Annotated in this window: 19 protein-coding genes and 1 riboswitch; of the genes, 12 read left to right on the top strand and 7 right to left on the bottom strand. The window is 67.0% G+C overall.

Annotation, left to right across the window (positions count from 1 at the left end):
- The first annotated feature begins 130 nt into the window (after positions 1-130).
- The 12 genes from secA2 to QOJ24_RS21575 all read left to right on the top strand — a co-directional run bounded on the left by secA2 (position 131) and on the right by QOJ24_RS21575 (position 11,899).
- Complete coding sequence (secA2, locus tag QOJ24_RS21630) at positions 131-2,464, top strand: accessory Sec system translocase SecA2 (protein WP_526264985.1); 2,334 nt, start codon at positions 131-133, stop codon at positions 2,462-2,464.
- Positions 2,465-2,473: 9 nt separating this feature from the next.
- Positions 2,474-3,073 (top strand): CDP-alcohol phosphatidyltransferase family protein, encoded by a 600-nt coding sequence (locus QOJ24_RS21625; protein ID WP_526264983.1) that lies wholly within the window; start codon positions 2,474-2,476, stop codon positions 3,071-3,073.
- Positions 3,074-3,125: 52 nt separating this feature from the next.
- Positions 3,126-3,989, top strand: coding sequence for a DUF881 domain-containing protein (locus QOJ24_RS21620; RefSeq protein WP_526264995.1), 864 nt, complete (start codon positions 3,126-3,128; stop codon positions 3,987-3,989).
- Positions 3,986-4,318 carry a small basic family protein gene (locus QOJ24_RS21615; protein WP_066975321.1) on the top strand — a complete coding sequence of 111 codons (333 nt, stop codon included), beginning with the start codon at positions 3,986-3,988 and terminating at the stop codon, positions 4,316-4,318. The genes QOJ24_RS21620 and QOJ24_RS21615 overlap by 4 nt, the downstream gene beginning before the upstream one ends.
- Before the next feature lie 2 nt (positions 4,319-4,320).
- The gene (locus QOJ24_RS21610) at positions 4,321-5,160 is read left to right on the top strand and encodes a DUF881 domain-containing protein (protein ID WP_526264981.1); all 840 of its coding nucleotides are present in this window, start codon (positions 4,321-4,323) and stop codon (positions 5,158-5,160) included.
- A 24-nt stretch (positions 5,161-5,184) separates the two neighbouring features.
- A complete protein-coding gene (gene gcvH / locus QOJ24_RS21605; protein WP_526264979.1) occupies positions 5,185-5,580 on the top strand; it encodes a glycine cleavage system protein GcvH in 396 nt (131 codons plus the stop codon).
- A gap of 188 nt (positions 5,581-5,768) precedes the next feature.
- The gene (garA, locus tag QOJ24_RS21600) at positions 5,769-6,251 is read left to right on the top strand and encodes a glycogen accumulation regulator GarA (RefSeq protein WP_526264977.1); all 483 of its coding nucleotides are present in this window, start codon (positions 5,769-5,771) and stop codon (positions 6,249-6,251) included.
- A 32-nt stretch (positions 6,252-6,283) separates the two neighbouring features.
- Complete coding sequence (ftsR, locus tag QOJ24_RS21595; protein ID WP_526264975.1) at positions 6,284-7,018, top strand: transcriptional regulator FtsR; 735 nt, start codon at positions 6,284-6,286, stop codon at positions 7,016-7,018.
- Between the two features lie 48 nt (positions 7,019-7,066).
- Positions 7,067-7,561, top strand: coding sequence for a bifunctional nuclease family protein (locus QOJ24_RS21590; RefSeq protein ID WP_105346197.1), 495 nt, complete (start codon positions 7,067-7,069; stop codon positions 7,559-7,561).
- A gap of 216 nt (positions 7,562-7,777) precedes the next feature.
- Positions 7,778-8,401, top strand: coding sequence for a MerR family transcriptional regulator (locus QOJ24_RS21585; RefSeq protein ID WP_526264973.1), 624 nt, complete (start codon positions 7,778-7,780; stop codon positions 8,399-8,401).
- 42 nt (positions 8,402-8,443) lie between these two features.
- Positions 8,444-8,541: riboswitch (glycine riboswitch) on the top strand.
- A gap of 86 nt (positions 8,542-8,627) precedes the next feature.
- Positions 8,628-11,480 carry an aminomethyl-transferring glycine dehydrogenase gene (gene gcvP / locus QOJ24_RS21580; protein ID WP_526264971.1) on the top strand — a complete coding sequence of 951 codons (2,853 nt, stop codon included), beginning with the start codon at positions 8,628-8,630 and terminating at the stop codon, positions 11,478-11,480.
- The gene (locus QOJ24_RS21575) at positions 11,480-11,899 is read left to right on the top strand and encodes an Rv1352/Rv1906c domain-containing protein (protein WP_526264969.1); all 420 of its coding nucleotides are present in this window, start codon (positions 11,480-11,482) and stop codon (positions 11,897-11,899) included. The genes gcvP and QOJ24_RS21575 overlap by 1 nt, the downstream gene beginning before the upstream one ends.
- A 45-nt stretch (positions 11,900-11,944) precedes the next feature.
- Here QOJ24_RS21575 and QOJ24_RS21570 read toward each other — a convergent pair whose 3' ends face one another.
- The 7 genes from QOJ24_RS21570 to gnd form a co-directional block, all read right to left on the bottom strand.
- A complete protein-coding gene (locus tag QOJ24_RS21570) occupies positions 11,945-14,131 on the bottom strand; it encodes a vWA domain-containing protein (RefSeq protein ID WP_526264967.1) in 2,187 nt (728 codons plus the stop codon).
- 89 nt (positions 14,132-14,220) lie between these two features.
- Positions 14,221-16,416: a malate synthase G gene (locus QOJ24_RS21565; protein WP_526264965.1), complete on the bottom strand. Its 2,196-nt coding sequence runs from the start codon at positions 16,414-16,416 to the stop codon at positions 14,221-14,223.
- Positions 16,417-16,489: 73 nt separating this feature from the next.
- Entirely contained in the window at positions 16,490-17,386 is an 897-nt protein-coding gene (locus QOJ24_RS21560) for a 3-methyladenine DNA glycosylase (RefSeq protein ID WP_526264963.1), read from the bottom strand.
- The gene (locus QOJ24_RS21555) at positions 17,376-18,428 is read right to left on the bottom strand and encodes a CBS domain-containing protein (protein WP_526264961.1); all 1,053 of its coding nucleotides are present in this window, start codon (positions 18,426-18,428) and stop codon (positions 17,376-17,378) included. The genes QOJ24_RS21560 and QOJ24_RS21555 overlap by 11 nt, the downstream gene beginning before the upstream one ends.
- A complete protein-coding gene (locus QOJ24_RS21550) occupies positions 18,428-19,801 on the bottom strand; it encodes a CNNM domain-containing protein (RefSeq protein WP_526264959.1) in 1,374 nt (457 codons plus the stop codon). Before QOJ24_RS21550 ends, QOJ24_RS21555 begins: the two co-directional genes overlap by 1 nt.
- Before the next feature lie 215 nt (positions 19,802-20,016).
- Positions 20,017-21,456 (bottom strand): GuaB1 family IMP dehydrogenase-related protein, encoded by a 1,440-nt coding sequence (locus QOJ24_RS21545; protein WP_526264993.1) that lies wholly within the window; start codon positions 21,454-21,456, stop codon positions 20,017-20,019.
- Between the two features lie 8 nt (positions 21,457-21,464).
- The coding region (gene gnd, locus QOJ24_RS21540) for an NADP-dependent phosphogluconate dehydrogenase (RefSeq protein ID WP_526264957.1) at positions 21,465-22,695 on the bottom strand (1,231 nt) is incomplete at its 5' end.

The raw sequence follows: 22,695 nt of genomic DNA, 5'->3' as shown, positions 1-22,695 counted from the left end.
CGAGCGTGCGTGTCTGCACACGACACGCCGCGGATTCCTGTGCAACCGTGCACGCTCGCGGTGCATTCGAGGCAGCCGGCTGACGCGGTGTCGGCGGACCCGTTATTGGCCGCCGCGTACCGTAGCTCTCGTGGCGAGAACGAAAACCCGCACCTCAGGTGGTGCCAGCAACCGGTTCTGGAAACTGCTCGGCGCGAGCACAGACAGGGATCAGGCCCGGTCGCTGGCGCAGGTGAGTGCTGCCGAGGAGTTCGACGGCAAGGCCGCCGACCTCGATGAGGAGCAGCTGACGAAGGCCACCGAGCTGCTGAACCTCAAAAATCTTGCCGAGTCGAAGGACATTCCTCAGTTCCTCGCGATCGCGCGGGAGGCATCCGAACGCACGACCGGGTTGCGGCCGTTCGACGTTCAGTTGCTCGGCGCACTGCGGATGCTGGCGGGCGATGTCATCGAGATGGCCACCGGTGAGGGCAAGACGCTGTCCGGCGCGATCGCCGCCGCCGGCTACGCGCTCGCGGGTCGGCACGTGCACGTCGTCACCATCAACGACTACTTGGCCAAGCGCGATGCCGAATGGATGGGCCCGCTGCTGAAGGCGTTGGGGCTGACCGTCGGCTGGGTCACCGCGGACTCCACAGCAGGCGAACGGCGCGCCGCGTACAAAAGCGACATCACCTATGCCTCCATCAACGAGATCGGCTTCGACGTGCTACGCGACCAGCTCGTCACCGACGTCGCCGATCTGGTGTCGCCGAATCCCGACGTAGCACTCATCGACGAAGCCGATTCGGTGCTGGTCGACGAGGCGCTGGTCCCGCTGGTGCTCGCGGGCACCTCGCACCGGGAACTCCCGAAGCTCGAAATCATCCGGCTGGTCGGCGAATTGGTCGCAGGCGACGACTTCGACACCGATTCCGACAGCCGCAACGTTCACCTCACCGAGACCGGCGCGCAGAAGGTCGAAGCCAAACTCGGCGGTATCGACCTGTACTCGGAGGAACACGTCGGCACCACCCTGACCGAGGTGAACGTCGCTCTGCACGCGCACGTTCTGCTGCACCGGGACGTGCACTACATCGTCCGCGACGACGCCGTGCACCTCATCAATGCGAGCCGCGGCCGTATCGCCCAACTGCAGCGCTGGCCCGACGGGCTGCAGGCCGCCGTCGAAGCCAAAGAGGGGATCGAGACGACCGAGACCGGCGAGGTGCTCGACACCATCACGGTGCAGGCACTGGTCAATCGGTATCCCACGGTCTGCGGCATGACGGGCACAGCGCTGGCCGCCGGCGAGCAGCTGCGCCAGTTCTACAAGCTCGGGGTTTCGCCGATACCGCCGAATGCCCCCAACATCCGCGAGGACGAGGCGGACCGCGTCTACATCACGGCCGCCGCCAGAACCGACGGCGTTGTCGAGCACATCATCGAAACCCACAAGACCAAGCAACCGATCCTGGTCGGCACCCGCGACGTCGCCGAATCCGAGGAGTTGCACGAGCGGCTGGTCAAGGCAGGCGTGCCCGCCGTTGTGCTGAACGCCAAGAACGACGAGGAAGAAGCGCGGGTCATCGCCGAGGCCGGCAAGCTCGGCGTCGTCACGGTGTCCACCCAGATGGCGGGCCGCGGAACCGACATCCGTCTGGGCGGCTCCGAGGAGGTCGACCACGACGAGGTCGCCGAGCTCGGCGGGCTGCACGTCATCGGCACCGGCCGGCACAGCACCCAACGGCTGGACAACCAGCTGCGAGGGCGCGCGGGCCGTCAGGGCGATCCGGGTTCCTCAGTGTTCTTCTCCAGCTGGGAAGACGACGTGGTCAGGGCGCACCTCGAGCCGGAGAAGTTCAACAAGTTACCGACCGAAACCGACGACAACGGCCTCGTCATCAGCAAGAAGGCCGCGGGCCTGCTCGACCACGCGCAGCGTGTCGCCGAAGGCCGGCTGCTGTCGGTGCACGCCAACACCTGGCAGTTCAACGAGCTGATCGCGCAGCAGCGGGCCATTCTGGTCGAACGTCGTAACACGTTGCTGCGCACCCCGACTGCCCGTGAAGAACTGGAGAAGAAGTCCCCGGACCGCTACCAGAAGCTGGCCGAGGATCTCAGCGACGAACAGCTGGAACGGATCTGCAGGCAGATCATGCTGTACCACCTGGACCGCGGGTGGGCCGATCACCTCGGCTACCTCGCCGATATCCGCGAGAGCATTCACCTGCGGGCGCTCGGGCACCAGAAGCCGATCGACGAATTCCACCGGATGGCCGTCGACGCGTTCGCCTCGTTGGCCGCCGACGCTATCGAGGCCGCACAGCAGACGTTCGAAACCGCGAACGTGCTGGAGGACGAGCAGGGACTCGACCTGTCCAAGCTGGCCCGGCCGACCTCGACATGGACGTACATGGTTCACGACAACCCGCTGTCGGATGACTCCATGTCGGCGCTGAGCATGCCGGGGATAACGCGCTAGGTTTACCCCATGAAGCGCGCTGCGGGGGAGCGTGATCGCGTGGTGACGGTGCCGAACGCGCTGTCGGTGCTGCGCCTCCTGCTGGTTCCGGTCTTCCTCTATCTCTTGCTGGTCGCCCACGCCAACGGCTGGGCAGTGGCCGTGCTGATGTTCAGCGGCTTCTCGGACTGGGCCGACGGCAAGATCGCGCGGATGGTCGACAACCAGTCGTCGCGGCTCGGTGAACTTCTCGACCCCGCCGTCGACCGCATCTACATGTTGACGGTGCCGCTCGCGTTCGGTTTCGCAGGCATTGTGCCGTGGTGGATCGTGATCACCCTGATCGGCCGCGACGCGATCCTGGCGGCCACCCTGCCGTTGCTGCGCACTCGGGGCCTGACCGCGTTGCCGGTCACCTACATCGGCAAGGGTGCGACGTTTGCGCTCATGTCGGGATTTCCGTTGATCCTGCTCGGGCAGTGGGATGCGCTGTGGAGTCGGGTGATCCTGGCGTGCGGGTGGGCCTTTGTGATCTGGGGGCTCGCGCTCTACCTGTGGTCTGCCGTGCTCTACCTGGTGCAGGTGGCGATGGTGATGCGCCAGATGCCGAGGGCGTCCTCGCGTGAGTGACGCCGAGGAGCGGCGTGCACTCGGTGGCTACGATCCCGATGCCGGACGCAGTATGCACCGGGCGGGCGCGCCGACACTGATCCCCGTGCCGTCGCTGCTGCGATCGCTGCTGTCCGAGCACCTCGACCCCGGTTACGCGGCGGCGGCCGCGCAGCGCAGCGCGGGCGGGCAACCCAAGAGCCGGCTGGTCGCCGCGAGCTGGCAGGTGCTCGCCGCGCTGGCGATCGCGACCGTGTTCGCCTTCGCGGTCGCACAGGCACAGGCCACCGCGCCAGGTGTGCGCGAGAGCCAGCAGGTGCTTTCGGGCAGTGTGCGGTCCGCCCAGGAGGCGACGAACTCGGCCACCACCCGGCGCGATGCGCTGGCAGGAGAGCTCGACACCGAACGACGCAGCCGGCTCGAGGGCGATGAGCGGGGCAGACAGCTGCTCGGCAGCCTCGACGGCGCCAACTTCTCGGCGGCGGCCACCGCGGTGACCGGTCCAGGACTGACCGTCACACTCACCGATCCTGGCGCCTCGAAGGATCTCAGCGACGTGTCGAAGGAACGCGTCGAGGGCAGCCGTCAGGTCATCCTCGATCGGGACTTGCAGTTGGTGGTCAACTCGCTGTGGGCCAGTGGCGCCGAGGCCATCTCGGTCGGCGGGGTGCGCATCGGACCCAACGTGACCATCCGGCAGGCGGGCGGCGGCATCCTGGTCGACAATCAGCCGATCGCCAGCCCCTACGCCATTCTGGCCGTCGGCCCACCGCACAATATGGCCGATGCGTTCGATCGCAGCCCCGGCCTGCAGCGGCTGCGCCTTCTGGAGGCCAGCTACGGCGTCGTGGTCACCGTCAGTGCAGGCGACGACGTGAGGTTGCCCGCCGGTTCGGTGCGAGATGTCAACTTCGCCAAGGGAATCGGGGACAGATGATCGGAATCGCGGCGCTTGTCATCGGTATCGTGCTCGGCCTGGTTTTCCATCCCAGCGTGCCCGAGTTCGTCGAACCCTATTTGCCGATCGCGGTAGTCGCCGCGCTGGACGCGGTTTTCGGCGGGCTTCGGGCATACCTGGAACGGATCTTCGACTCGAAGGTCTTCGTGGTGTCGTTCGTGTTCAACGTCCTCGTCGCCGCGCTGATCGTCTATGTCGGCGACCAACTCGGCGTCGGCACGCAGCTGTCGACCGCGATCATCGTCGTTCTCGGCATCCGCATCTTCGGCAACGCGGCGGCCCTGCGTCGCAGACTGTTCGGCGCCTGACCGTGAGCAGCGACAGCCCCGACACCGCGGGATCTCAGGAGGCCGAGCAGGCGGGCCGGCACGAGCTGCCGGCCGACGAGTCCCCGCAGCGGATCGGCGACCTGCAGCCCGCAGGCGTCGAAGGCGTGCTGCGCCGGGGACGCTCGCAGCTGGTGTTCGGGGCGCTTGGCGTGCTGCTGTGCATTCTGCTCGGCGTTGCGATCGTCACCCAGGTCCGGCAGAACGATTCCGGCGACTCGCTGGAGACCGCGCGACCCGCCGACCTGCTGGTGTTGCTGGATTCGTTGCAGCAGCGCGAGGCGGCGTTGAACACGGAGGTCGCCGACCTGCAGCGGACGCTGGCCGCACTGCAGGCCTCGGGCAGCAGCGACCAGGCGGCGATCGAAAACGCCCAGGCCCGGCTGGCGGCGCTGTCGATCCTGATCGGCACGGTGTCGGCCACGGGTCCCGGGGTGACCCTGACCATCGACGACGCCGCCGTCGGGGTGGCGCCGGAAACCATGCTCGACGTGATCAACGAGCTGCGCAACGCCGGCGCCGAGGCGATGGAGGTGCAGGGTGGACAGGGCGACCCGAAGGTCTCTGTGCGGGTCGGCGTTGACACCTGGGTGGTCGGAAGGCCCGGTGCGCTCGAGATCGACGGCCAGACCCTCAACCCGCCGTATACCGTTGTGGCGATTGGCGATCCGCCGACGCTGGCCGCGGCGATGAACATTCCCGGCGGCGCGACTGACAGTGTTGAGCGCGTGGGCGGCACGATGGTGGTACAACAATCCGACCGGGTGGACGTAACCGCCTTGCGGCAACCGAAACCCCGCCAATACGCTCAGCCCGTGAAATGAGCATTACCTGCGAAGAGGAGCGCCGTGAGCGAAATCCCGCCAGACCTGTCCTACACCGCCGAGCACGAGTGGGTGCAACGCGTCGGTGACGGCACCGTAAGGGTCGGCATCACCGACTTCGCCCAGTCGTCCCTCGGGGACGTGGTGTTCGTCCAGCTGCCCGATGTCGGCACCGACGTCACCGCGGGGGAGTCCTTCGGCGAGGTCGAGTCGACCAAATCGGTGTCCGACCTGTACTCGCCCGTGACGGCGAAAGTCGTTGCCGTGAACGGAGAACTGGAGGGCAGCCCGCAGTTGGTCAACTCCGATCCCTACGGCGAAGGGTGGCTCATCGAGTTGCAGGCGGACGCCGATGCTCTTGCCGGAGAGGTCGACGGCCTGCTGGACGCCGACGCGTACCAGGCTCTGGTGACCGAATGAGATGTTGTTAGGGTTTCCAACGATCGGTTCCACATTCGCGGGGTGATGCATGTTCACGTTGATCCGGCGGGGGTGGACCCAACGGCGGCCGCCGCGCGGTACGGTCGACGTCAAACGTATGACGGCTGGATGGGGACCCATGGAGGGCCCGGCCAGATATCGCCACAGCAGCCAGTGAGGAGCAGCGGGTGACGGACAAGGATCACAATTCCGGGGTTGACCAGACGTCTGACGACCTGACGGTGGAAACCACATCGGTGTTCCGCGCCGATTTCCTCAACGAATTGGACGCCCCGGCGTCGACGGGCAACGAGGGGTCCGTCTCGGGCGTCGAGGGCCTGCCGGTGGGATCGGCGTTGCTTGTCGTCAAGCGCGGCCCCAACGCGGGGTCCCGCTTCCTGCTCGATCAGCCGACGACGTCGGCGGGCAGACACCCCGACAGCGACATCTTCCTCGACGACGTGACGGTGAGCCGACGCCACGCAGAGTTCCGGTTGGAGAACGGCGAGTTCCAGGTTGTGGACGTGGGCAGCCTCAACGGCACCTACGTCAACAGGGAGCCCGTCGACTCGGCGGTTCTGGCCAACGGCGACGAAGTGCAGATCGGCAAATTCCGCCTGGTGTTCCTGACCGGCCCCAAGACCAACGACGACAGCGGGTCGGGCAGCTAAGTGACCGCGTTGAGCGCTCGCGCCAAGAGCTGATGACACAGCCCGACATCGGTCCGTCTCCGACCGGGATGTCGATCGGAGCGGTACTCGACTCGCTGCGACCGGACTTTCCGGACGTGACCATCTCCAAGATCCGCTTTCTGGAGGCTGAGGGACTGGTCACGCCCGAGCGGACGGCGTCGGGCTATCGACGGTTCACCGCCTACGACTGTGCCCGGCTGCGTTTCGTGCTGACCGCGCAGCGCGACAACTACCTGCCGTTGAAGGTCATCAAGTCCCAACTCGACGCCCAGCCCGACGGCGAGCTGCCGCGCACCGGATCCTCATACGGTGTACCGCGTTTGGTGCCGGTGTCCGGCGAGCCGGAGGACATCGACGCCGCCGTCGCGCCGACCCAGGTGCGGCTGAGCCGCGAAGACCTGGTGGCGCGCTCAGGGGTTGCCGACTCGGTTCTCAGCGCCCTGATCAAGGAGGGGGTGATCACAACGGGTCCCGGCGGATTCTTCGACGAGCACTCCGTGGTGATCGCCCAGTGCGCTCGGGCCCTCGCCGACTACGGGGTGGAACCCCGACATCTGCGTGCCTTCAGGTCGGCGGCCGACCGGCAGTCCGATCTGATCGCTCAGATCGCCGGACCGGTGGTGAAGGCGGGCAAGGCGGGCGCGCGCGATCGTGCCGACGATCTGGCTCGCGAGGTGGCCGCGCTGGCGATCACACTGCACACGTCTTTGATCAAGTCGGCCGTGCGCGACGTTCTCGACAGGTGAGGATTAGACTCGTCTCATTGGCTTCGGCGGTGCGGAGGGCAGACACAGATGGGTGAGGTTCGTGTGGTCGGCATTCGCGTGGAGCAACCCCAGAACCAGCCAGTGTTGCTGCTGCGTGAGTCCAACGGTGACCGGTATCTGCCGATCTGGATCGGCCAGTCCGAGGCTGCGGCGATCGCCCTCGAGCAGCAGGGTGTCGAGCCTGCTCGACCGCTGACCCACGACCTGATCCGGGATCTCATTGCTGCGCTTGGTCATTCGCTGAAAGAAGTGCGCATCGTCGACCTCCAAGAGGGCACCTTCTACGCCGATCTGATCTTCGATCGCGACATCAAGGTGTCGGCACGGCCGTCGGACTCGGTGGCCATCGCGCTTCGGGTCGGGGTGCCGATCTACGTCGAGGAGGCGGTGCTGGCCGAGGCTGGGCTGCTGATCCCCGACGAGAACGACGACGAGGCGACGGGCGCCGTGCGTGAGGACGAGGTCGAGAAGTTCAAGGAATTCCTCGACAGCGTGTCGCCCGACGACTTCAAAGCCACCTGAACTCACGTCGAAACATCACGGATGCGTCTCATCTGACGTTTCGACTCGACACGCGGCGCGGGTTTCTGCCAACCGCGATCCGGGCAGCCATACTTTGGTGGTCACGACGGGCAGTCAGGCTTCGTCGGGGAGCGTATGCTCGACACACTCGGGCTTGGCAAACGTGCCGCGGTGCAGGTCACAGACGCGAGTTCGATCGGCGAGAGGATTCTGAGGGTGGACGACACGCCACGTCAAGAGCAATTGGATCTGTCCTCTGGCGATGGTGCGCCGCAGCCGCCGGCCACGGTTCCCAGCGAACCCGTGCAGGCCGGCCTTTTCCCCGATGACTCGGTGCCCGACGAGCTCGTCGGCTACCGCGGACCGAGCGCATGCCAGATCGCCGGGATCACCTATCGGCAACTGGACTATTGGGCCAGGACCTCGCTGGTGGTGCCGTCGATTCGCAGCGCCGCCGGATCTGGCAGCCAGCGTCTCTACTCGTTCAAAGACATCCTTGTCCTCAAGATCGTCAAGCGACTGCTGGACACCGGCATCTCGCTACACAACATCCGCGTCGCGGTCGACCACCTACGTCAGCGCGGCGTCCGCGATCTGGCCAACATCACGCTGTTCTCCGACGGCACCACCGTCTACGAATGCACGTCGGCCGAGGAAGTGGTCGACCTCCTGCAAGGTGGCCAGGGCGTTTTCGGCATCGCCGTCTCCGGCGCGATGCGGGAGCTGACCGGCGCCATCGCCGATTTCCCCGGCGAGCGCGCCGATGGTGGCGAATCGATCAGCGCGCCCGAGGATGAGCTGGCGTCCCGTCGCAAGCACCGCGACCGCAAGATCGGCTGACTGCCCACTCCTGACAGCCTGCCGGTAGAATCGGCAGCGCATCGCCCCTGCGCGGGAGAGATCCGTGGCCGCCAGCCACGGACGCCGAAGGAGCAACACCTCTCCGTCAAACTCTCAGGCACCCGGACCGGGCAGGGCCCCGAATGCCTCTGGAGCGCCCTTTCGGGTCGACGACTGAGGGAGAGGAACCCCATCGGGTTCTGCGCCCTCCAGCGTCAGGAGATGAATGTTCTCCCACGATCAACCGAACTTCGCGGACCGACACATCGGACCGGACGCCGACGAAGTCGCCACCATGCTCAAGACCATCGGCGTCGGCTCGCTCGATGAACTCGCCGACAAGGCGCTTCCAGCAGGCATTCTCGACGCGTTGTCAGCCGACGGCATCGCACCTGGCCTTGACCAGCTGCCGCAGGCCGCGACGGAAGAGCAGGCCCTGGCAGAGCTGCGTGCCCTTGCCGACGCCAACACCGTCGCGGTCTCGATGATCGGGCAGGGCTACTTCGACACGCTGACGCCTCCTGTGCTGCGGCGCAACATCCTGGAGAACCCGGCCTGGTACACGGCGTACACGCCCTATCAGCCGGAGATCAGCCAGGGCCGGCTCGAGGCACTGCTGAACTTCCAGACCATGGTTGCCGATCTGACCGGCCTCGAGGTGGCCAACGCATCGATGCTCGACGAGGGCACCGCGGCGGCAGAGGCGATGACGCTGATGCATCGGGCGGTGCGTGGCACGTCGAACCGGTTGGCCGTCGACGCCGACCTGTACCGGCAGACCGCGGCGGTGCTGGCCACCAGGGCCGAGCCGATAGGCATCGAGATCGTCACCGCCGACCTGCGTCTCGGCCTGCCCGACGGCGATTTCTTCGGCGTGATCACCCAGCTTCCCGGCGCGGGCGGAGAGGTGGTCGACTGGACCGACCTGGTCAGCCAGGCCCACGAACGCGGAGCGCTGGTGGCCATCGGGGCCGACCTGCTCGCGCTGACGCTGATCAGCCCGCCCGGCGAGATCGGCGCCGACGTGGCGTTCGGCAGCACCCAACGGTTCGGTGTGCCAATGGGTTTCGGCGGGCCACACGCGGGCTACCTCGCCGTGCACGCCAACCACGCGCGGCAACTTCCCGGCCGACTTGTCGGGGTTTCGGTGGACGCCGACGGCTCGCCGGCCTACCGACTCTCGCTGCAGACCCGCGAACAGCACATTCGCCGTGACAAGGCCACCAGCAACATCTGCACCGCGCAGGTTCTGCTCGCCGTGATCGCCGCCATGTACGCCAGCTATCACGGTGCCGACGGGCTGACCGGCATCGCGCGCCGTGTCCACGATCGCGCGCGCACCCTGGCTGCAGGTCTGATGGCGGCCGGTGTAGGCGTCGTGCACGACCGGTTCTTCGACACCGTGCTGGCCGACGTGCCCGGTCGGGCCGCACAGGTTCGCGACGAGGCCAAGTCGCGCGGCGTCAACGTGTGGCTCGTCGACGACGACCACGTGTCGGTGTCGTGCGATGAGGCGACGACGACCGAACACGTCGAGAGCGTGCTGGCTGCATTCGGGGCGACATCCAGCAACGGAGCCGCACCGGCGGCGACATCCGAGATCGCCACCAGGACATCGCAGTTCCTGACCCATCCCGCATTCACCCGGTACCGCACCGAGACCGAGATGATGCGCTACCTGCGGTCGTTGGCCGACAAGGACATCGCGTTGGACCGCAGCATGATTCCGCTCGGTTCGTGCACGATGAAGCTCAACGCGGCAGCCGAGATGGAGCCCATCACCTGGCCCGAGTTCTCCCGCCAGCATCCGTTCGCGCCGCACTCCGACGCACCGGGCCTGCACAAGCTGATCGCGGACCTGGAGAGCTGGCTGACGCAGTTGACCGGCTATGACGCGGTGTCGCTGCAACCCAACGCCGGTTCGCAGGGCGAATACGCGGGGCTGCTGGCGATCCAGGCCTACCACGCCGAACGTGGCGAGCCCGACCGCGACGTGTGTCTGATCCCGTCGAGCGCGCACGGCACCAACGCGGCGTCCGCGGCGCTGGTCGGCATGCGTGTCGTGGTGGTGGCCTGCCGGGCCAACGGCGACGTCGACCTCGACGACCTGCGGGCCAAAGTCACTGAACACGCGGATCGGTTGTCCGCGTTAATGATCACCTATCCGTCCACCCACGGCGTCTACGAGCACGACATCGCCGACATCTGCGCGGCGGTGCACGACGTCGGCGGTCAGGTGTACGTCGACGGCGCGAACCTCAACGCATTGGTGGGTCTGGCGCGGCCGGGGAAATTCGGCGGCGACGTCAGCCACCTGAACCTACACAAGACGTTCTGCATCCCACATGGGGGCGGGGGCCCGGGCGTCGGACCGGTCGCGGTTCGGGCCCACCTGCAGCCGTATCTGCCAGGCCATCCGCTCGCCGACGAACTTCCATCGGCGCGAACGGTGTCGTCGGCGCCGTACGGGTCGGCGTCGATCCTTCCGATCACCTGGGCGTACATCCGGATGATGGGCGCTGAGGGGCTGCGCGCGGCGTCGTTGACCGCGATCGCTTCGGCGAATTACATCGCCCGTCGCCTCGACGAGTACTACCCGGTGCTCTACACCGGTGAGAACGGCATGGTCGCCCACGAGTGCATCCTCGACCTGCGCGGAATCACGAAGTCCACCGGCGTCACCGTCGACGATGTCGCGAAGAGACTGGCGGACTACGGGTTTCACGCGCCGACGATGAGCTTTCCGGTCGCCGGCACGCTGATGGTGGAGCCGACGGAAAGTGAAAGCCTTGCCGAGGTGGACGCGTTCTGCGAGGCCATGATCGCGATCCGGGCCGAAATCGATCAGGTCGGCTCGGGTGCATGGCCCGCCGACGACAACCCGCTTCGCGGCGCACCGCACACGGCGGAAAGCCTGATCGTCGGCGATTGGACCCATCCCTACAGCCGCGAGCAGGCCGCATATCCGCTGGGCAAGGCGTTCCGGCCGAAGGTATGGCCGCCGGTCCGTCGCATCGACGGCGCGTATGGTGATCGGAATCTGATGTGTTCATGTCCACCGGTGGAGGCGTTCGCTTGATGTCTCGAATCGCTGCCGCAGCAGCTGTGCTGGTGGTCGGCTGGTCCGCCTCAATCGCAGTGGCCAATGCCGATCCCGTCCCGCCACCACCGCCCGGCCCGAAGACCAGCTTCGGCAACGGCACCTACACGGTCGGAACCGACATCACGCCGGGCGTGTACCAGTCCGCCGGTCCCGTTGACAACGGTGCGTGCTACTGGAAGCGGGTCAACGGCGACGGCATCGTCGCTAATGCGATGACCAAGAAGGCGCAGACCGTCCAGATCGAGGCGGGTGACACAGCCTTCACCAGCAGCGAGTGCCAGGATTGGCAGATGACCGACGCCGCCCCGCCTGGGAAGCCGAACCCGATCGAGGTGCTCGGCCAACTCGGCAGCCTGCTCGGCGCCGGCGGCGCACCGGCCGCACCGGGCGGTTAAAGAATCCGCGAAATGCGATGGCGCCGTGCGTGATCGGCTGACGCGCTAACCGAGGAACGTGGTGATCGCCGTCGCCAGGTCCGGCGATGCCGACGTCGACAGATTTTGGTAGCCGCCGCCGCTGATCTGGGCGACTCCCTCCCACGCCGCGCGGTCGGGGTCACCACCGAAGTCGATCACGTTGATCGCCACCGGCTTTGCGGGGTCGAAGGTGCGGCGCACGTAGTCCTGAAGACCGCCTGCGTCGAGGCTCTGGTCGGTGTGCGGACCGGCGGTGATCACGAGTATCGAATTGGTCTGTCCCTGGCGGAACTTCGCCAATGCGTCGTCGTAGATCATTCGCAACGTGGTGAACGACACCGCCCCGCCGCCAGACGCGGTCTGCCCGTCCAGTGCCGCGCCGATGGCAGCCGAGCGCGGCTTGCCGTCGACGGGATCCGACAGCGGACCCGTCGCGACCTCTGACCGCCCCTCCACACCGTCGAACGTCCACAACCCGACCGCCGCCGCCGCAGGCAACGTCTGCACCTGCGCCTCCAGCGCGGCCGCCACGTTGGCCAGCCGGCTCTTGCCGCCCTCCTGGGCCGACATCGACTGGTCCAGCATGATCGTCACGGCCGGGTTGCCCGCTGGCGTGGTGAGAGCGTTGGCTAGCGTGGCTCGCATCGAGCTGTCGCCGACCGACAGGGGAGCAGAGACCGGCGCGAAGTTCGTGATGTCGCTCTTCGGCGTCTGGCCGCCGTCGGTGCGGAATCCGAGCTTGGCCAATTCTGCGAGTTGTTCGGGCTTGCGCAGGAACCGGGAGAACTCGCTGGCGGCGGTGACCTGTTCCTGCGACAGCCAGGTGCCCTTGAGCAGAACGGTCGGGTAGTCGGCGGTCGCAGTCGGGCCCGGCGGAAGCCACGAGGCCACCACGTTCTTCGCGTCGGACAGTGACGTACCGCGCTGATACAACTGCTGCTCGGTGGTGACGACGGCGTGCACAGGGGCGGCGGCCGGATCGGTCCCGTTGAGCAGTGCGTCCATCGCGGTCGTCGCCTTGTTGTCGGCCAGCTTCGGCTGGCCCGACATCAGGGTATTCACCGCGCCGGTGCCCGCACTCGGTGGCGCTCCGGCAGGCGCAGAAGCCGCCGCGACCGCCTCGGCGGCGAGATAGGACGCGTCGCTGTCGCCGTTGAGCGGTAGCGCGAGGCGCAGCGATCCCCAGCCCGGCAGGTTCATCCCGTTCAATGAATTGGGGTTGCTCTGCAGGCCGGGCAACGTCCCCCAGTTCTGCTGCCCGAGAGCACTTTTGAGCTGAGGCCTGGTGGCAAGCACCACCGGCGATCTGACAAGCGAGCGGCTGTCGTCGACGGTTTCCTCACCTGCCACCGCCTCGAGGCGGGCCTGCGAGATCGAGCTGCCGGGAATCCACAACGCCGGGCGTTCGCCCAACTCCGCGGGCCAGGTATCGACGAAGCCGTTGATCACCTGGTCGGATTCGGCGGGTTTGACCTTCAACGCAACGCAGCTGTCGCCGACCGGGTTCGCCGTTTCGTTGAATTTCTTGGCCAGCGCGGCTATTTCGCCTGCGATGGCCGGGTCGGCGATGACGGCGACGCCCTTCTGGCCGTCGACACACCGCGCGGAGGCGATGCTGGACCGGTCGGACAGCGCGTCGCCGAAGAAGCGCCAGAGTATGAATGCGGCCACCACCACGACGACCGCGACCAGGGCTCCGATGACACCCCAGCTGACGCCGCGGCGGCCCGGTTGGATCGCGCGGTGGCTTCCGGTCCATTCGCCGCCTTCCCAGTCGCCGGAGTGCTGGGCGCGGGGCGGAGGTTTCGGTTCGGGCGTGCGTGTCAGGTACGACGGCGTCTCATCGGTCGGGCGGCGGAACTGGGCAACGGGGGCGTCCGAGTCCCGGTGGCCGGGCTGCAGGTAGTCCGGCACGTCGGAATACCCGGCCTCGGGGTAATCCGACTCGGGGTAGTCGGACTCGTACTCGTCGTCGTATTCCGACTCATAGTCGGACTTCCCGTGTTCCGGCTCCCGAAAGCCGGGCTCGGGGTACCGGGGCTCGCCGTAGCGCGGATCGTCGGGCTCCGCCGGGGCCGCCGGGTAACCCGGCTGGTCGTATGCGTCGTCGTACGGAACGAGCGGCTGATCGAACGACTCGGTCGCATCGGTGGCGCCCTCTGGAGTACCGCCGGAAGACTCATCTGGGTCGGGAATCCTGTGCCTACCCACTCGTGCGCCTGCGTCCTCTCCGTTCGCCGATCATTGCCGACAGGTCACCTGCCCCGCCGAAGTTTATCCACATAGCGAAACCTCGCCGGTCAGCCGGCGTTGCTGGGATTCGCTGCTTTGAACTCGCGCCTGCGCCGATGCAGGATCGGTTCTGTGTAGCCGTTGGGCTGCTGCGCGCCGGCAAGGATCAACTCCTCAGCGGCCTGGAAGGCGATGCTGGCGTCCGGGTCGGGAGCCATCGGCCGGAACTCCGGATCGGCCTCGTTCTGCTTGTCCACCACGGCAGCCATCCGGCGCAGGCTGGCCTTGACGTCATCGGACGTGATGACCCCGTGCCGCAGCCAGTTGGCCAGCAGCTGGCTCGAGATGCGCAATGTCGCGCGGTCCTCCATCAAGGCGACGTTGTGGATGTCGGGGACCTTGGAGCAGCCGACGCCGGCATCGATCCACCGGACGACGTAGCCCAGGATCGACTGGCAGTTGTTGTCGACCTCTTCCCGGATCTCCTCGGGCGCCCATGCCAGCTCCTTGGCCAGCGGGACGGTCAGCAACTCGTCGACGGTGGTGCGGCTCTCGCCCTCGAGCTCCTTCTGCACCTCGAAGACGTCGACCTCGTGGTAGTGCATGGCGTGCAGCGTCGCCGCGGTCGGTGACGGCACCCAGGCGGTGGTGGCGCCGGCCTTGGGCTGACCGATCTTCTGCTCGACCATGTCGGCCATCAGCTCGGTCATCGCCCACATGCCCTTGCCGATCTGCGCCTTGCCGGAGAAGCCTGCGCCCAAGCCTGCATCGACGTTGGCGTCCTCGTAGGCCTTGATCCACGTGGTGCCCTTCATGGCGCCCTTGCGGATCATCGGGCCCGCTTCCATCGACGTGTGGATCTCGTCACCGGTGCGGTCGAGGAATCCGGTGTTGATGAACACGACGCGATCGGCGGCGGCTTTGATGCAGGCCTTCAGGTTGAGGGTGGTGCGGCGCTCCTCGTCCATGATGCCGACCTTGATGGTGGCCGGCGGCAGGCCAAGCAGATCCTCGACGCTCGCGAACAACTCGGCGGTGAAGGCCACCTCGTCCGGACCGTGCATCTTCGGCTTGACGATGTAGATCGAGCCGGTGCGGCTGTTGGCCAGCGGCCCGTTGGCGCCGCCCTCCTTGAGACCGTGCATGGCGATCAGGCTGGTGAAGATCGCGTCCTGGATGCCCTCGTAGACCTCGCTGCCGTCGGCGTCGACGATCGCGTCGTTGGTCATCAGGTGCCCGACGTTGCGGACCAACAGCAGACTGCGGCCGGGAAGCGTGAGTTCACCACCGTCGGGGCTGGTGAAGGTGCGGTCCTGGTTGAGGACGCGGGTGAAGCTCGTGTCGCCCTTGCTGACCTCCTCGGACAGGTCGCCCCTGTTCAGCCCGAGCCAGTTGCGGTATCCGAGCACCTTGTCGTCGGCGTCCACGGCGGCCACCGAATCCTCGAAGTCCTGAATGGTGGTGATCGCGGACTCCAGCACGACGTCCTTGATGCCGGCTTTGTCGGTCGAACCGACGGGCGACTCCGGGTCGATCAAGATCTCGACGTGCAGGCCGTTGTTGACCAGCAGCACAGACCAGTCGGGGGAGCCGAGTTTCCCGGTATAGCCGACGAACTTCTCCGGGCTGGCCAGACCGACAGAGCCGTCGGCGGTTGCCACAGCCAGCACCCCGTCTTCGAGGCTCAAGCCGGTGGCATCCGCCCAGGACCCCGACTCCAGAGGCACCGCCTTGTCGAGGAACTCGCGGGCGTAGGCGATGACCTTGTCACCGCGCACCTTGTTGTAGCTAGACGTCTTCTCGGCACCGTCGGCTTCGGAGATCACGTCCGTGCCGTACAGCGCGTCGTACAGCGAACCCCAGCGCGCGTTGGCGGCGTTCAGAGCGAACCGCGCATTGAGCACGGGCACCACCAGCTGCGGACCAGCCGTGGTGCTGATCTCCTCGTCGACGCCGGAGGTGGTGATCGTGAAGGGTTCGGGCTCGGGCTGCAGGTACCCGATCTCGGTCAGGAACTGCTTGTAGGCCTGCGGGTCGAGCGGCTCGATGACGCGGTGCCGGTGCCATTTGTCGATCTGGGCCTGCAGGTCGTCGCGTCGCGCAAGAAGGTCCTGGTTCTTCGGGGTCAGATCGGCGACGACCTTGTCGACTCCCGACCAGAAGGTGTCGGGGTCGATGTCGGTACCCGGCAGCGCCTCATCGTTGACGAAGTCGTACAACGTCGCAGCGACGCGCAGGTTGCCCACCGTCACACGATCAGTCATCTTGTTCCTCCCTCGGCTGCATGGCGCCGCATGACGCGCTGCCGTCGGTCCAGTTTACCCGCGAGTAGCAGGGCTAATTGCCAGCGGCGGTCAGTGCTGCGACCAGCAAGTCGTCGCATCGGGCGGCGATCGCAGCCCGTAGCGGCGCCGCCCGCGTGGCGATGTCCTGTTGTTCGCGGACGTAGGCGGCCCGACCTGCAGACGTTTCGACGGCGATCGGCTCGAAGCCGTACCCGGCGAGATCGTACGGGCTGGCCCGCATGTCGAGCGCCCTGGCGTCGGCGGCCAACTCGAGGCAGTCGATCAGCAACTGGGATTCGACAAGCGGACCCAGCTTGTAGCACCACTTGTACAGGTCCATGTTGGCGTGCACACAGCCCGGCTGCTCCCATCCGGACTGCTCGCTGCGCGACGGGGTGCCCGCGTTTCTCGCGGCCGCGGGCTCGGTGAAGAACCGGAACGCGTCGAAATGGGTGCAGCGCAACGGTATCGACTCGACAACGGCGTCGGTTGCGTCCCGTCCGAGCCGAAGCGGCACCCGTTCGTGCCGCACGGTCGGCGCTCGGTACACCATCGCCCACTCATGCATTCCGAAGCAGTTCATCGCGGGGGAGCGGCTTGCCGTGGCGCGCAACAGATCCGCGATGAATTCGACCGTGTCGACGCGGGACCGCAGATGCTCGAACGTGACCGTCACACCGTCTGGATGCGGACCGTATCCAGCGCGGTCAAGGTACGTCCGCGCCGCCCCGCTGTCCGTGCCGCCCAGCACGACGCCGAAGCCGGGATGCCAGACCCCAAGTTGGCGCGGTCGCAGGCTGTAGTAGCGAAACAGGAAGTCCCACACCGGATGTGGCTCACCGATCTGCGCGCGCCTGCGGTGCGGTGCGAGGAACTCGTCGACTCGGCCGCGATGCCTGCGCTCCCTGGTCGTCCAGTCGGCCTCGGGCAGCAACTCCTCAGCCGTCATGGGTCCGGTGTCTCATCGCGCCCACGAGGTCCTCGACGAGATCCTCGAGTGCCACCATCGCGGTCACGCTGCCGTTGTCGGCGGTGACCAGGGCGAGGTGGCTGTTGCTGCGGCGCAGCCGCGACAACGCGTCGGGCAGCGGCAACGACGCGGGCACCTGGGGTAGCGGCCGCACCACCGAGAGGTCGACGACGGCGTCGGTGTCGTTCACCAGCTTCAAGACGTCCTTGATGTGGATGTAGCCGATGAACCGCCCGTCACCGCCGGTGACCGGGAATCGGGAGTAGCCGCTGTCCTGCAGTGCCTGCTGGATCGCGCGGACGGTCGGGCCGCTGTCGTCGCCGTCCGCAGACACCGCGTGCACCTCTTTCAGCGGGATGGCCACATCGGCGACGACCCGGGTGCGGATCTGCAGGGCGCGCGACAACCGGTTGTGCTCCTCGGTGTCGAGCAGTCCCTCGGAGAGCGACTCGGCGATCATCTCGGAGAGCTCGACCGACGAAACCGTGTTTTCCAGTTCCGGTTTGGCTCTGATGCCAATGGTGCGCAGCGCCATGTGCGCACACCAGTCGTAGACCGCGATGACGGGTCGTGCCAATCGGACCCACGCCAGATAGGGCGGCACGAGCAGCATCGCCGCCGACTCCGGGCCCGCGATGGCGATGTTCTTGGGCACCATCTCGCCCAGCAGCACATGCAGCACGACGACGATCGTGATCGCGATGAAGAACGACACCGTGTGCAGGAGGGCGTCCGGCACGCCGAGGAGGTCGAACGGCTTCGCGAGCAGGTGCGCGACCGCAGGCTCACCGACCCGGCCAAGCAGGATCGAGCAGATCGTGATGCCGAGTTGCGCGCCTGCCAGCATCACGGACAGGTTCTGGCCCGCGCGGATCACCGTGACGGCGCGGCGCTTGCCGCCTTCGGCGAGGGCTTCTAGGCGGTCGCGGCGCGCCGAGATCAGTGCGAACTCCGCGCCGACGAAGAATGCGTTCGCCGCGAGCAGCAGCACGGTCAGCAGCACCGCGAGGATGTCGCCCATCAGCGCGCCCCGTCCCCGTCGTCGGTGTCGCCACGGCGGCCCTGCTTGGTCAGCTCGAGCAGGTCGATACGTCTGCCGTCCATCCGGACGACCGTGGCCAGCCAGCGCACCGGGTCGTCCATCGGGCCTTCGGTGTCGAATGCTGTCAACTCGACGGCCTCACCGGGCTTGGGAATGTGGCCGAGCTCCTGCATCACCAGCCCGCCGATGGTCTCGTATTCGCCTTCGGGAGCACGGAAACCAGCGTTCTCGGCTACCTCGTCGATGCGCAGTAGCCCCGAGACCCGCCAGCTGTCGCGGCTCATCCGCAGCACATCGGGTGTCACGTCGTCGTGCTCATCGCGGACATCGCCGACGATCTCCTCGATCAGGTCTTCCATGGTCACCATGCCCGCGGTGCCGCCGTATTCGTCGGCCACCAGCACGGTCTGCAACCCGCTGGCCCGCACCTGTGCCATCACGTCGTCGCCGTCGAGCGTCGAGGGCACGACGGGCACCGCTGTGGCGAGGCCGGCAAGCCCGATGCGCGGCCGGTCGTCGGGTGCCACCTCGAAGACCTGTTTGACGTGTACCAGCCCGATCGTCTCGTCCAGGTCGCCTTCGACGATCGGGAAGCGGGAGTAGCCGGTCTCCATCGCCATCACGACCAGGTCGGCGACGTTCTGGTCGGCCTGCAGGACCTCGATCTTGGAGCGCGGTGTCATCAGCTCCTCGGCGGTTCGCGATCCGAACTGCAGTGAGCGGTCCACGAGGGCGGCCGTCACCGGATCGATGGCCCCGCGGCGGGCGGAGTTTCTGACCAGTGAACCGAGCTCCTGCGGTGAGCGCGCCGAGCGCAGTTCCTCGGCCGGCTCGATGCCCAGCCTGCGCAGGATCCAGTTGGCGGCGCCGTTCGTCAGCTTGATCACCGGGGTGAAGAACATCGAGAACAGCACTTGCGGCCCGGCCACCACGCGCGCCGTCTCCAACGGTTTCGCCACTGCCAGGTATTGCGCAACCAGTTCGCCGAAGACCATCGACACCGACGTGGCGATCAGGAGCGAAAGTCCCAGGGCCAGTCCGCCTGCCACTCCCGCGCTGAGCGCCAGACCTGCGAAGAGGGGCTCCAGCAGCCGCGCGATCAGCGGCTCGGCGAGGTAGCCGGTGATGAGCGTGGTCACCGATATGCCGACCTGCGCGCCGGACAACTGGAACGACAGTGTCCGGTGGGCGCGCTGAACCAGGTGGTCACGCCGCGCGCCGGTGCGGGCGTTGGAATCGACCGTGCTGCGCTCGAGGGCCGTCAGCGAGAACTCGGCCGCCACGAAAACCGCCGTCCCCAGCGTGAGAACGACGAAGGCCAAAAGGGCCAGTAGTGTGTAAACGACGCTCATCGCCTGCTCGTCAGATCCGCGCCGGACCGAATGCCCGGCCGACTAGAAGAGGGTTCGGCTTCGGGCTCGGTTCCGGTCACAGTTTCCGGCGTCGGCGGGCCCGGCCCCTCGTCCCGGAAGCTCGAGGCCTCAACGGGTGCCTGCGGCACGAATTGCCTTTCTGTGGACGACCAGATGAATGCCTTATGTTAACCGGTCGGGCCGGGTCGGCCGACTCACCAGCCCGTCGGCAGCGGGTGGCCTTCGGCGAATCCCGCCGCGGACTGAACGCCGAGCACAGCCTTGTCGTGTAGCTCGCCGATGGTATTGGCTCCAACGTAGGTGCACGTGCTGCGAACACCGGAGGTGATGTGGTCGAGCAGATCCTCCACGCCGCCCCGCGCGGGGTCCACACCCATCCGCGACGTGGAGATTCCCTCCTCGAACAACGCCTTGCGGGCGCGGTCGAACGCGCTGTCGCCTGCGGTCCGCGCGGCAACCGCGCGCTTGGACGCCATGCCGTAGCTCTCCTTGTACGGCTGGTTCTCGCGATCGCGCATGAGGTCGCCGGGCGACTCGTAGGTGCCTGCGAACCACGACCCGATCATCACGTTGGAGGCGCCCGCGGCAAGTGCCAGCGCGACATCACGTGGATGCCGCACCCCACCGTCGGCCCACACGTGGGCACCGAGTTGTTCTGCCGCCACGGCACATTCGACGACAGCCGAGAACTGAGGGCGGCCGACGCCGGTCATCATCCTGGTGGTGCACATGGCACCGGGACCGACGCCGACCTTGACGATGGATGCGCCGGCGTTGATCAGGTCGCGGGTGCCGTCGGCGGACACCACGTTCCCCGCCGCCAACGGCAGGCCAAGATCGAGCGAGGACACCGACTCGATGGCGTCGAGCATCTTGACCTGATGACCGTGTGCGGTGTCGACCACGAGGAGGTCGACGCCCACCTCGGCCAGCGCGCCGGCCTTGGCTGCCACATCGCCGTTGATGCCGATCGCCGCCGCGATCCGCAACCGGCCTCTGGCATCGACGGCCGGGGTGTAGATGCCGGCCCTGATCGCGCCGGTACGGGTCAGCACGCCGGCCAGGATGCCGTCCGCATCGGTCATCACGGCGACATCGACCGGCGCGTGCTCGAGCAGGTCGAAGACCTTTCGCGGATCGGTGCCCACCGGAGCCGTGACGAAGTCGGTGATCGAGACGTCGCGCACCCGTGCGAAGCGGTCGACGCCGAAGCAGTTGGCCTCGGTGACCAGCCCGATCGGTCTGCCCTCGGAAACCACCACGGCGACGCCGTGCGCGCGTTTGTGGATCAGCGCGGTGGCGTCGGACACCGAATCGTCGGGAAGCAGCGTCACCGGCGTGTCGACGACCAGGTCACGGGTTTTAACGAAGTCGACCGTCTCCTGGACCGCCGAGATCGGAAGATCCTGCGGCAGAACCACGATGCCGCCGCGGCGAGCCACCGTCTCGGCCATCCGCCTGCCTGCGACCGCCGTCATGTTGGCCACCACGACGGGGATGGTGGTGCCAGAGCCGTCCGAGGTCGACAGGTCGACGTCGAACCGGGACGCCACGTCCGACCGACCGGGAACGATGAACACATCGTCGTAGGTCAAGTCATACGGTGGCGACTGGCCGTCAAGAAATCTCATCAGGCTCGAGTCTAGGCGGGCACTTCAGTGCGGTCCCCGCTCCAAAGGGTGTGGAACTTCTTGTCGCGATCGGCATCGATGCGGCCGTAGGTGTGCGCACCGAAGAAGTCGCGAAGCCCCTGGGTCAACGCCGCGGGTAGCCGCTCGGTGCGCAGAGCGTCGTAGTACGAGAGGGCCGAGCTGAAACCGGGAATCGGGATGCCGAGCTGGGTGGCGGTCACCACAACGCGGCGCCAGCTGTCGATACCCGCCTCGACGGCGCTGCGGAAATAAGGCGCCGCGATCAGCGTGGGCAGGTCGGCGTCCTCGTCGAACGCCTCCTTGATCCGGTTGAGGAACTTCGCCCGGATGATGCAGCCGCCGCGCCAGATGGTGGCCATGTCGCCGGGGGTGATGCCCCAGTCGTATTCGGCGCTGCCTGCCTGGATCTGGTTGAAACCCTGGGCGTAGGCGATGATCTTGGATGCGTACAGCGCCTTGCTGACATCCTCGATGAACTGCTTTGCGTCACTTGGCTTGTCGCCGAGGTCGCCCGAGGCCAGCCCGGTGGTGGCCTTGCGCTGGGCCACAGAACCGGAAAGCGCACGCGCGAACACGGCCTCGGCGATACCGGTGACGGGAACGCCCAGGTCGAGTGCCGACTTGACCGTCCAGCGGCCGGTGCCCTTCTGCTCAGCCTCGTCGAGGATCACGTCGACCAGCGGCTTGCCCGTCGTGGCGTCGGTCTGGCGCAGCACCTCGGCGGTGATCTCGATGAGGAAGCTGTCCAGGTCGCCCTTGTTCCACTCGGCGAAAACGTCGGCGATCTCAGGCGCGCCGAGGCCGAGCCCATCGCGGAGCAGCTGATAGGCCTCGCCGATGAGCTGCATATCGGAGTACTCGATGCCGTTGTGCACCATCTTCACAAAGTGGCCTGCGCCGTCGGGGCCGATGTGGGTGCAGCACGGCACCCCGTCGACGTGCGCGGAGATCTCCTCGAGCAGAGGGCCGAGCGACTTGTACGACTCCGCGGGCCCACCCGGCATGATCGACGGTCCCTTCAGCGCGCCCTCCTCACCGCCGGAGATACCTGCGCCGACAAAGTGAAGGCCGCGGTCTAGCATCGCCTTCTCCCTGCGAATCGTGTCGGTGTACAACGCGTTTCCGCCGTCGATGATGATGTCGCCCTCCTCCATCGCATCGGCGAGCTCGTTGATGACGGCGTCGGTCGGGTCGCCCGCCTTGACCATGATCAGCACCCGA

Origin of the sequence: Mycobacterium sp. (genome assembly GCF_032159775.1) — a bacterium.
In the GTDB taxonomy this organism is placed as follows: Bacteria; Actinomycetota; Actinomycetes; order Mycobacteriales; family Mycobacteriaceae; genus Mycobacterium.
The sequence above is the reverse complement of the archived record's forward strand: the minus strand, read 5'-3'. Positions and strand labels throughout refer to the sequence as shown.

What these genes read in the sequence shown, in the direction of transcription:
- QOJ24_RS21625 (WP_526264983.1), top strand. Translation starts at nt 2,474, where the DNA reads ATGAAGCGCGCTGCGGGGGAGCGTGATCGCGTGGTGACGGTGCCGAAC.
- QOJ24_RS21620 (WP_526264995.1), top strand. Translation starts at nt 3,126, where the DNA reads ATGCACCGGGCGGGCGCGCCGACACTGATCCCCGTGCCGTCGCTGCTG.
- QOJ24_RS21615 (WP_066975321.1), top strand. Translation starts at nt 3,986, where the DNA reads ATGATCGGAATCGCGGCGCTTGTCATCGGTATCGTGCTCGGCCTGGTT.
- ftsR (WP_526264975.1), top strand. Translation starts at nt 6,284, where the DNA reads ATGACACAGCCCGACATCGGTCCGTCTCCGACCGGGATGTCGATCGGA.
- QOJ24_RS21590 (WP_105346197.1), top strand. Translation starts at nt 7,067, where the DNA reads ATGGGTGAGGTTCGTGTGGTCGGCATTCGCGTGGAGCAACCCCAGAAC.
- gcvP (WP_526264971.1), top strand. Translation starts at nt 8,628, where the DNA reads ATGTTCTCCCACGATCAACCGAACTTCGCGGACCGACACATCGGACCG.
- QOJ24_RS21575 (WP_526264969.1), top strand. Translation starts at nt 11,480, where the DNA reads ATGTCTCGAATCGCTGCCGCAGCAGCTGTGCTGGTGGTCGGCTGGTCC.
- QOJ24_RS21565 (WP_526264965.1), bottom strand. Translation starts at nt 16,416, where the DNA reads ATGACTGATCGTGTGACGGTGGGCAACCTGCGCGTCGCTGCGACGTTG.
- QOJ24_RS21560 (WP_526264963.1), bottom strand. Translation starts at nt 17,386, where the DNA reads ATGACGGCTGAGGAGTTGCTGCCCGAGGCCGACTGGACGACCAGGGAG.
- QOJ24_RS21555 (WP_526264961.1), bottom strand. Translation starts at nt 18,428, where the DNA reads ATGGGCGACATCCTCGCGGTGCTGCTGACCGTGCTGCTGCTCGCGGCG.
- QOJ24_RS21550 (WP_526264959.1), bottom strand. Translation starts at nt 19,801, where the DNA reads ATGAGCGTCGTTTACACACTACTGGCCCTTTTGGCCTTCGTCGTTCTC.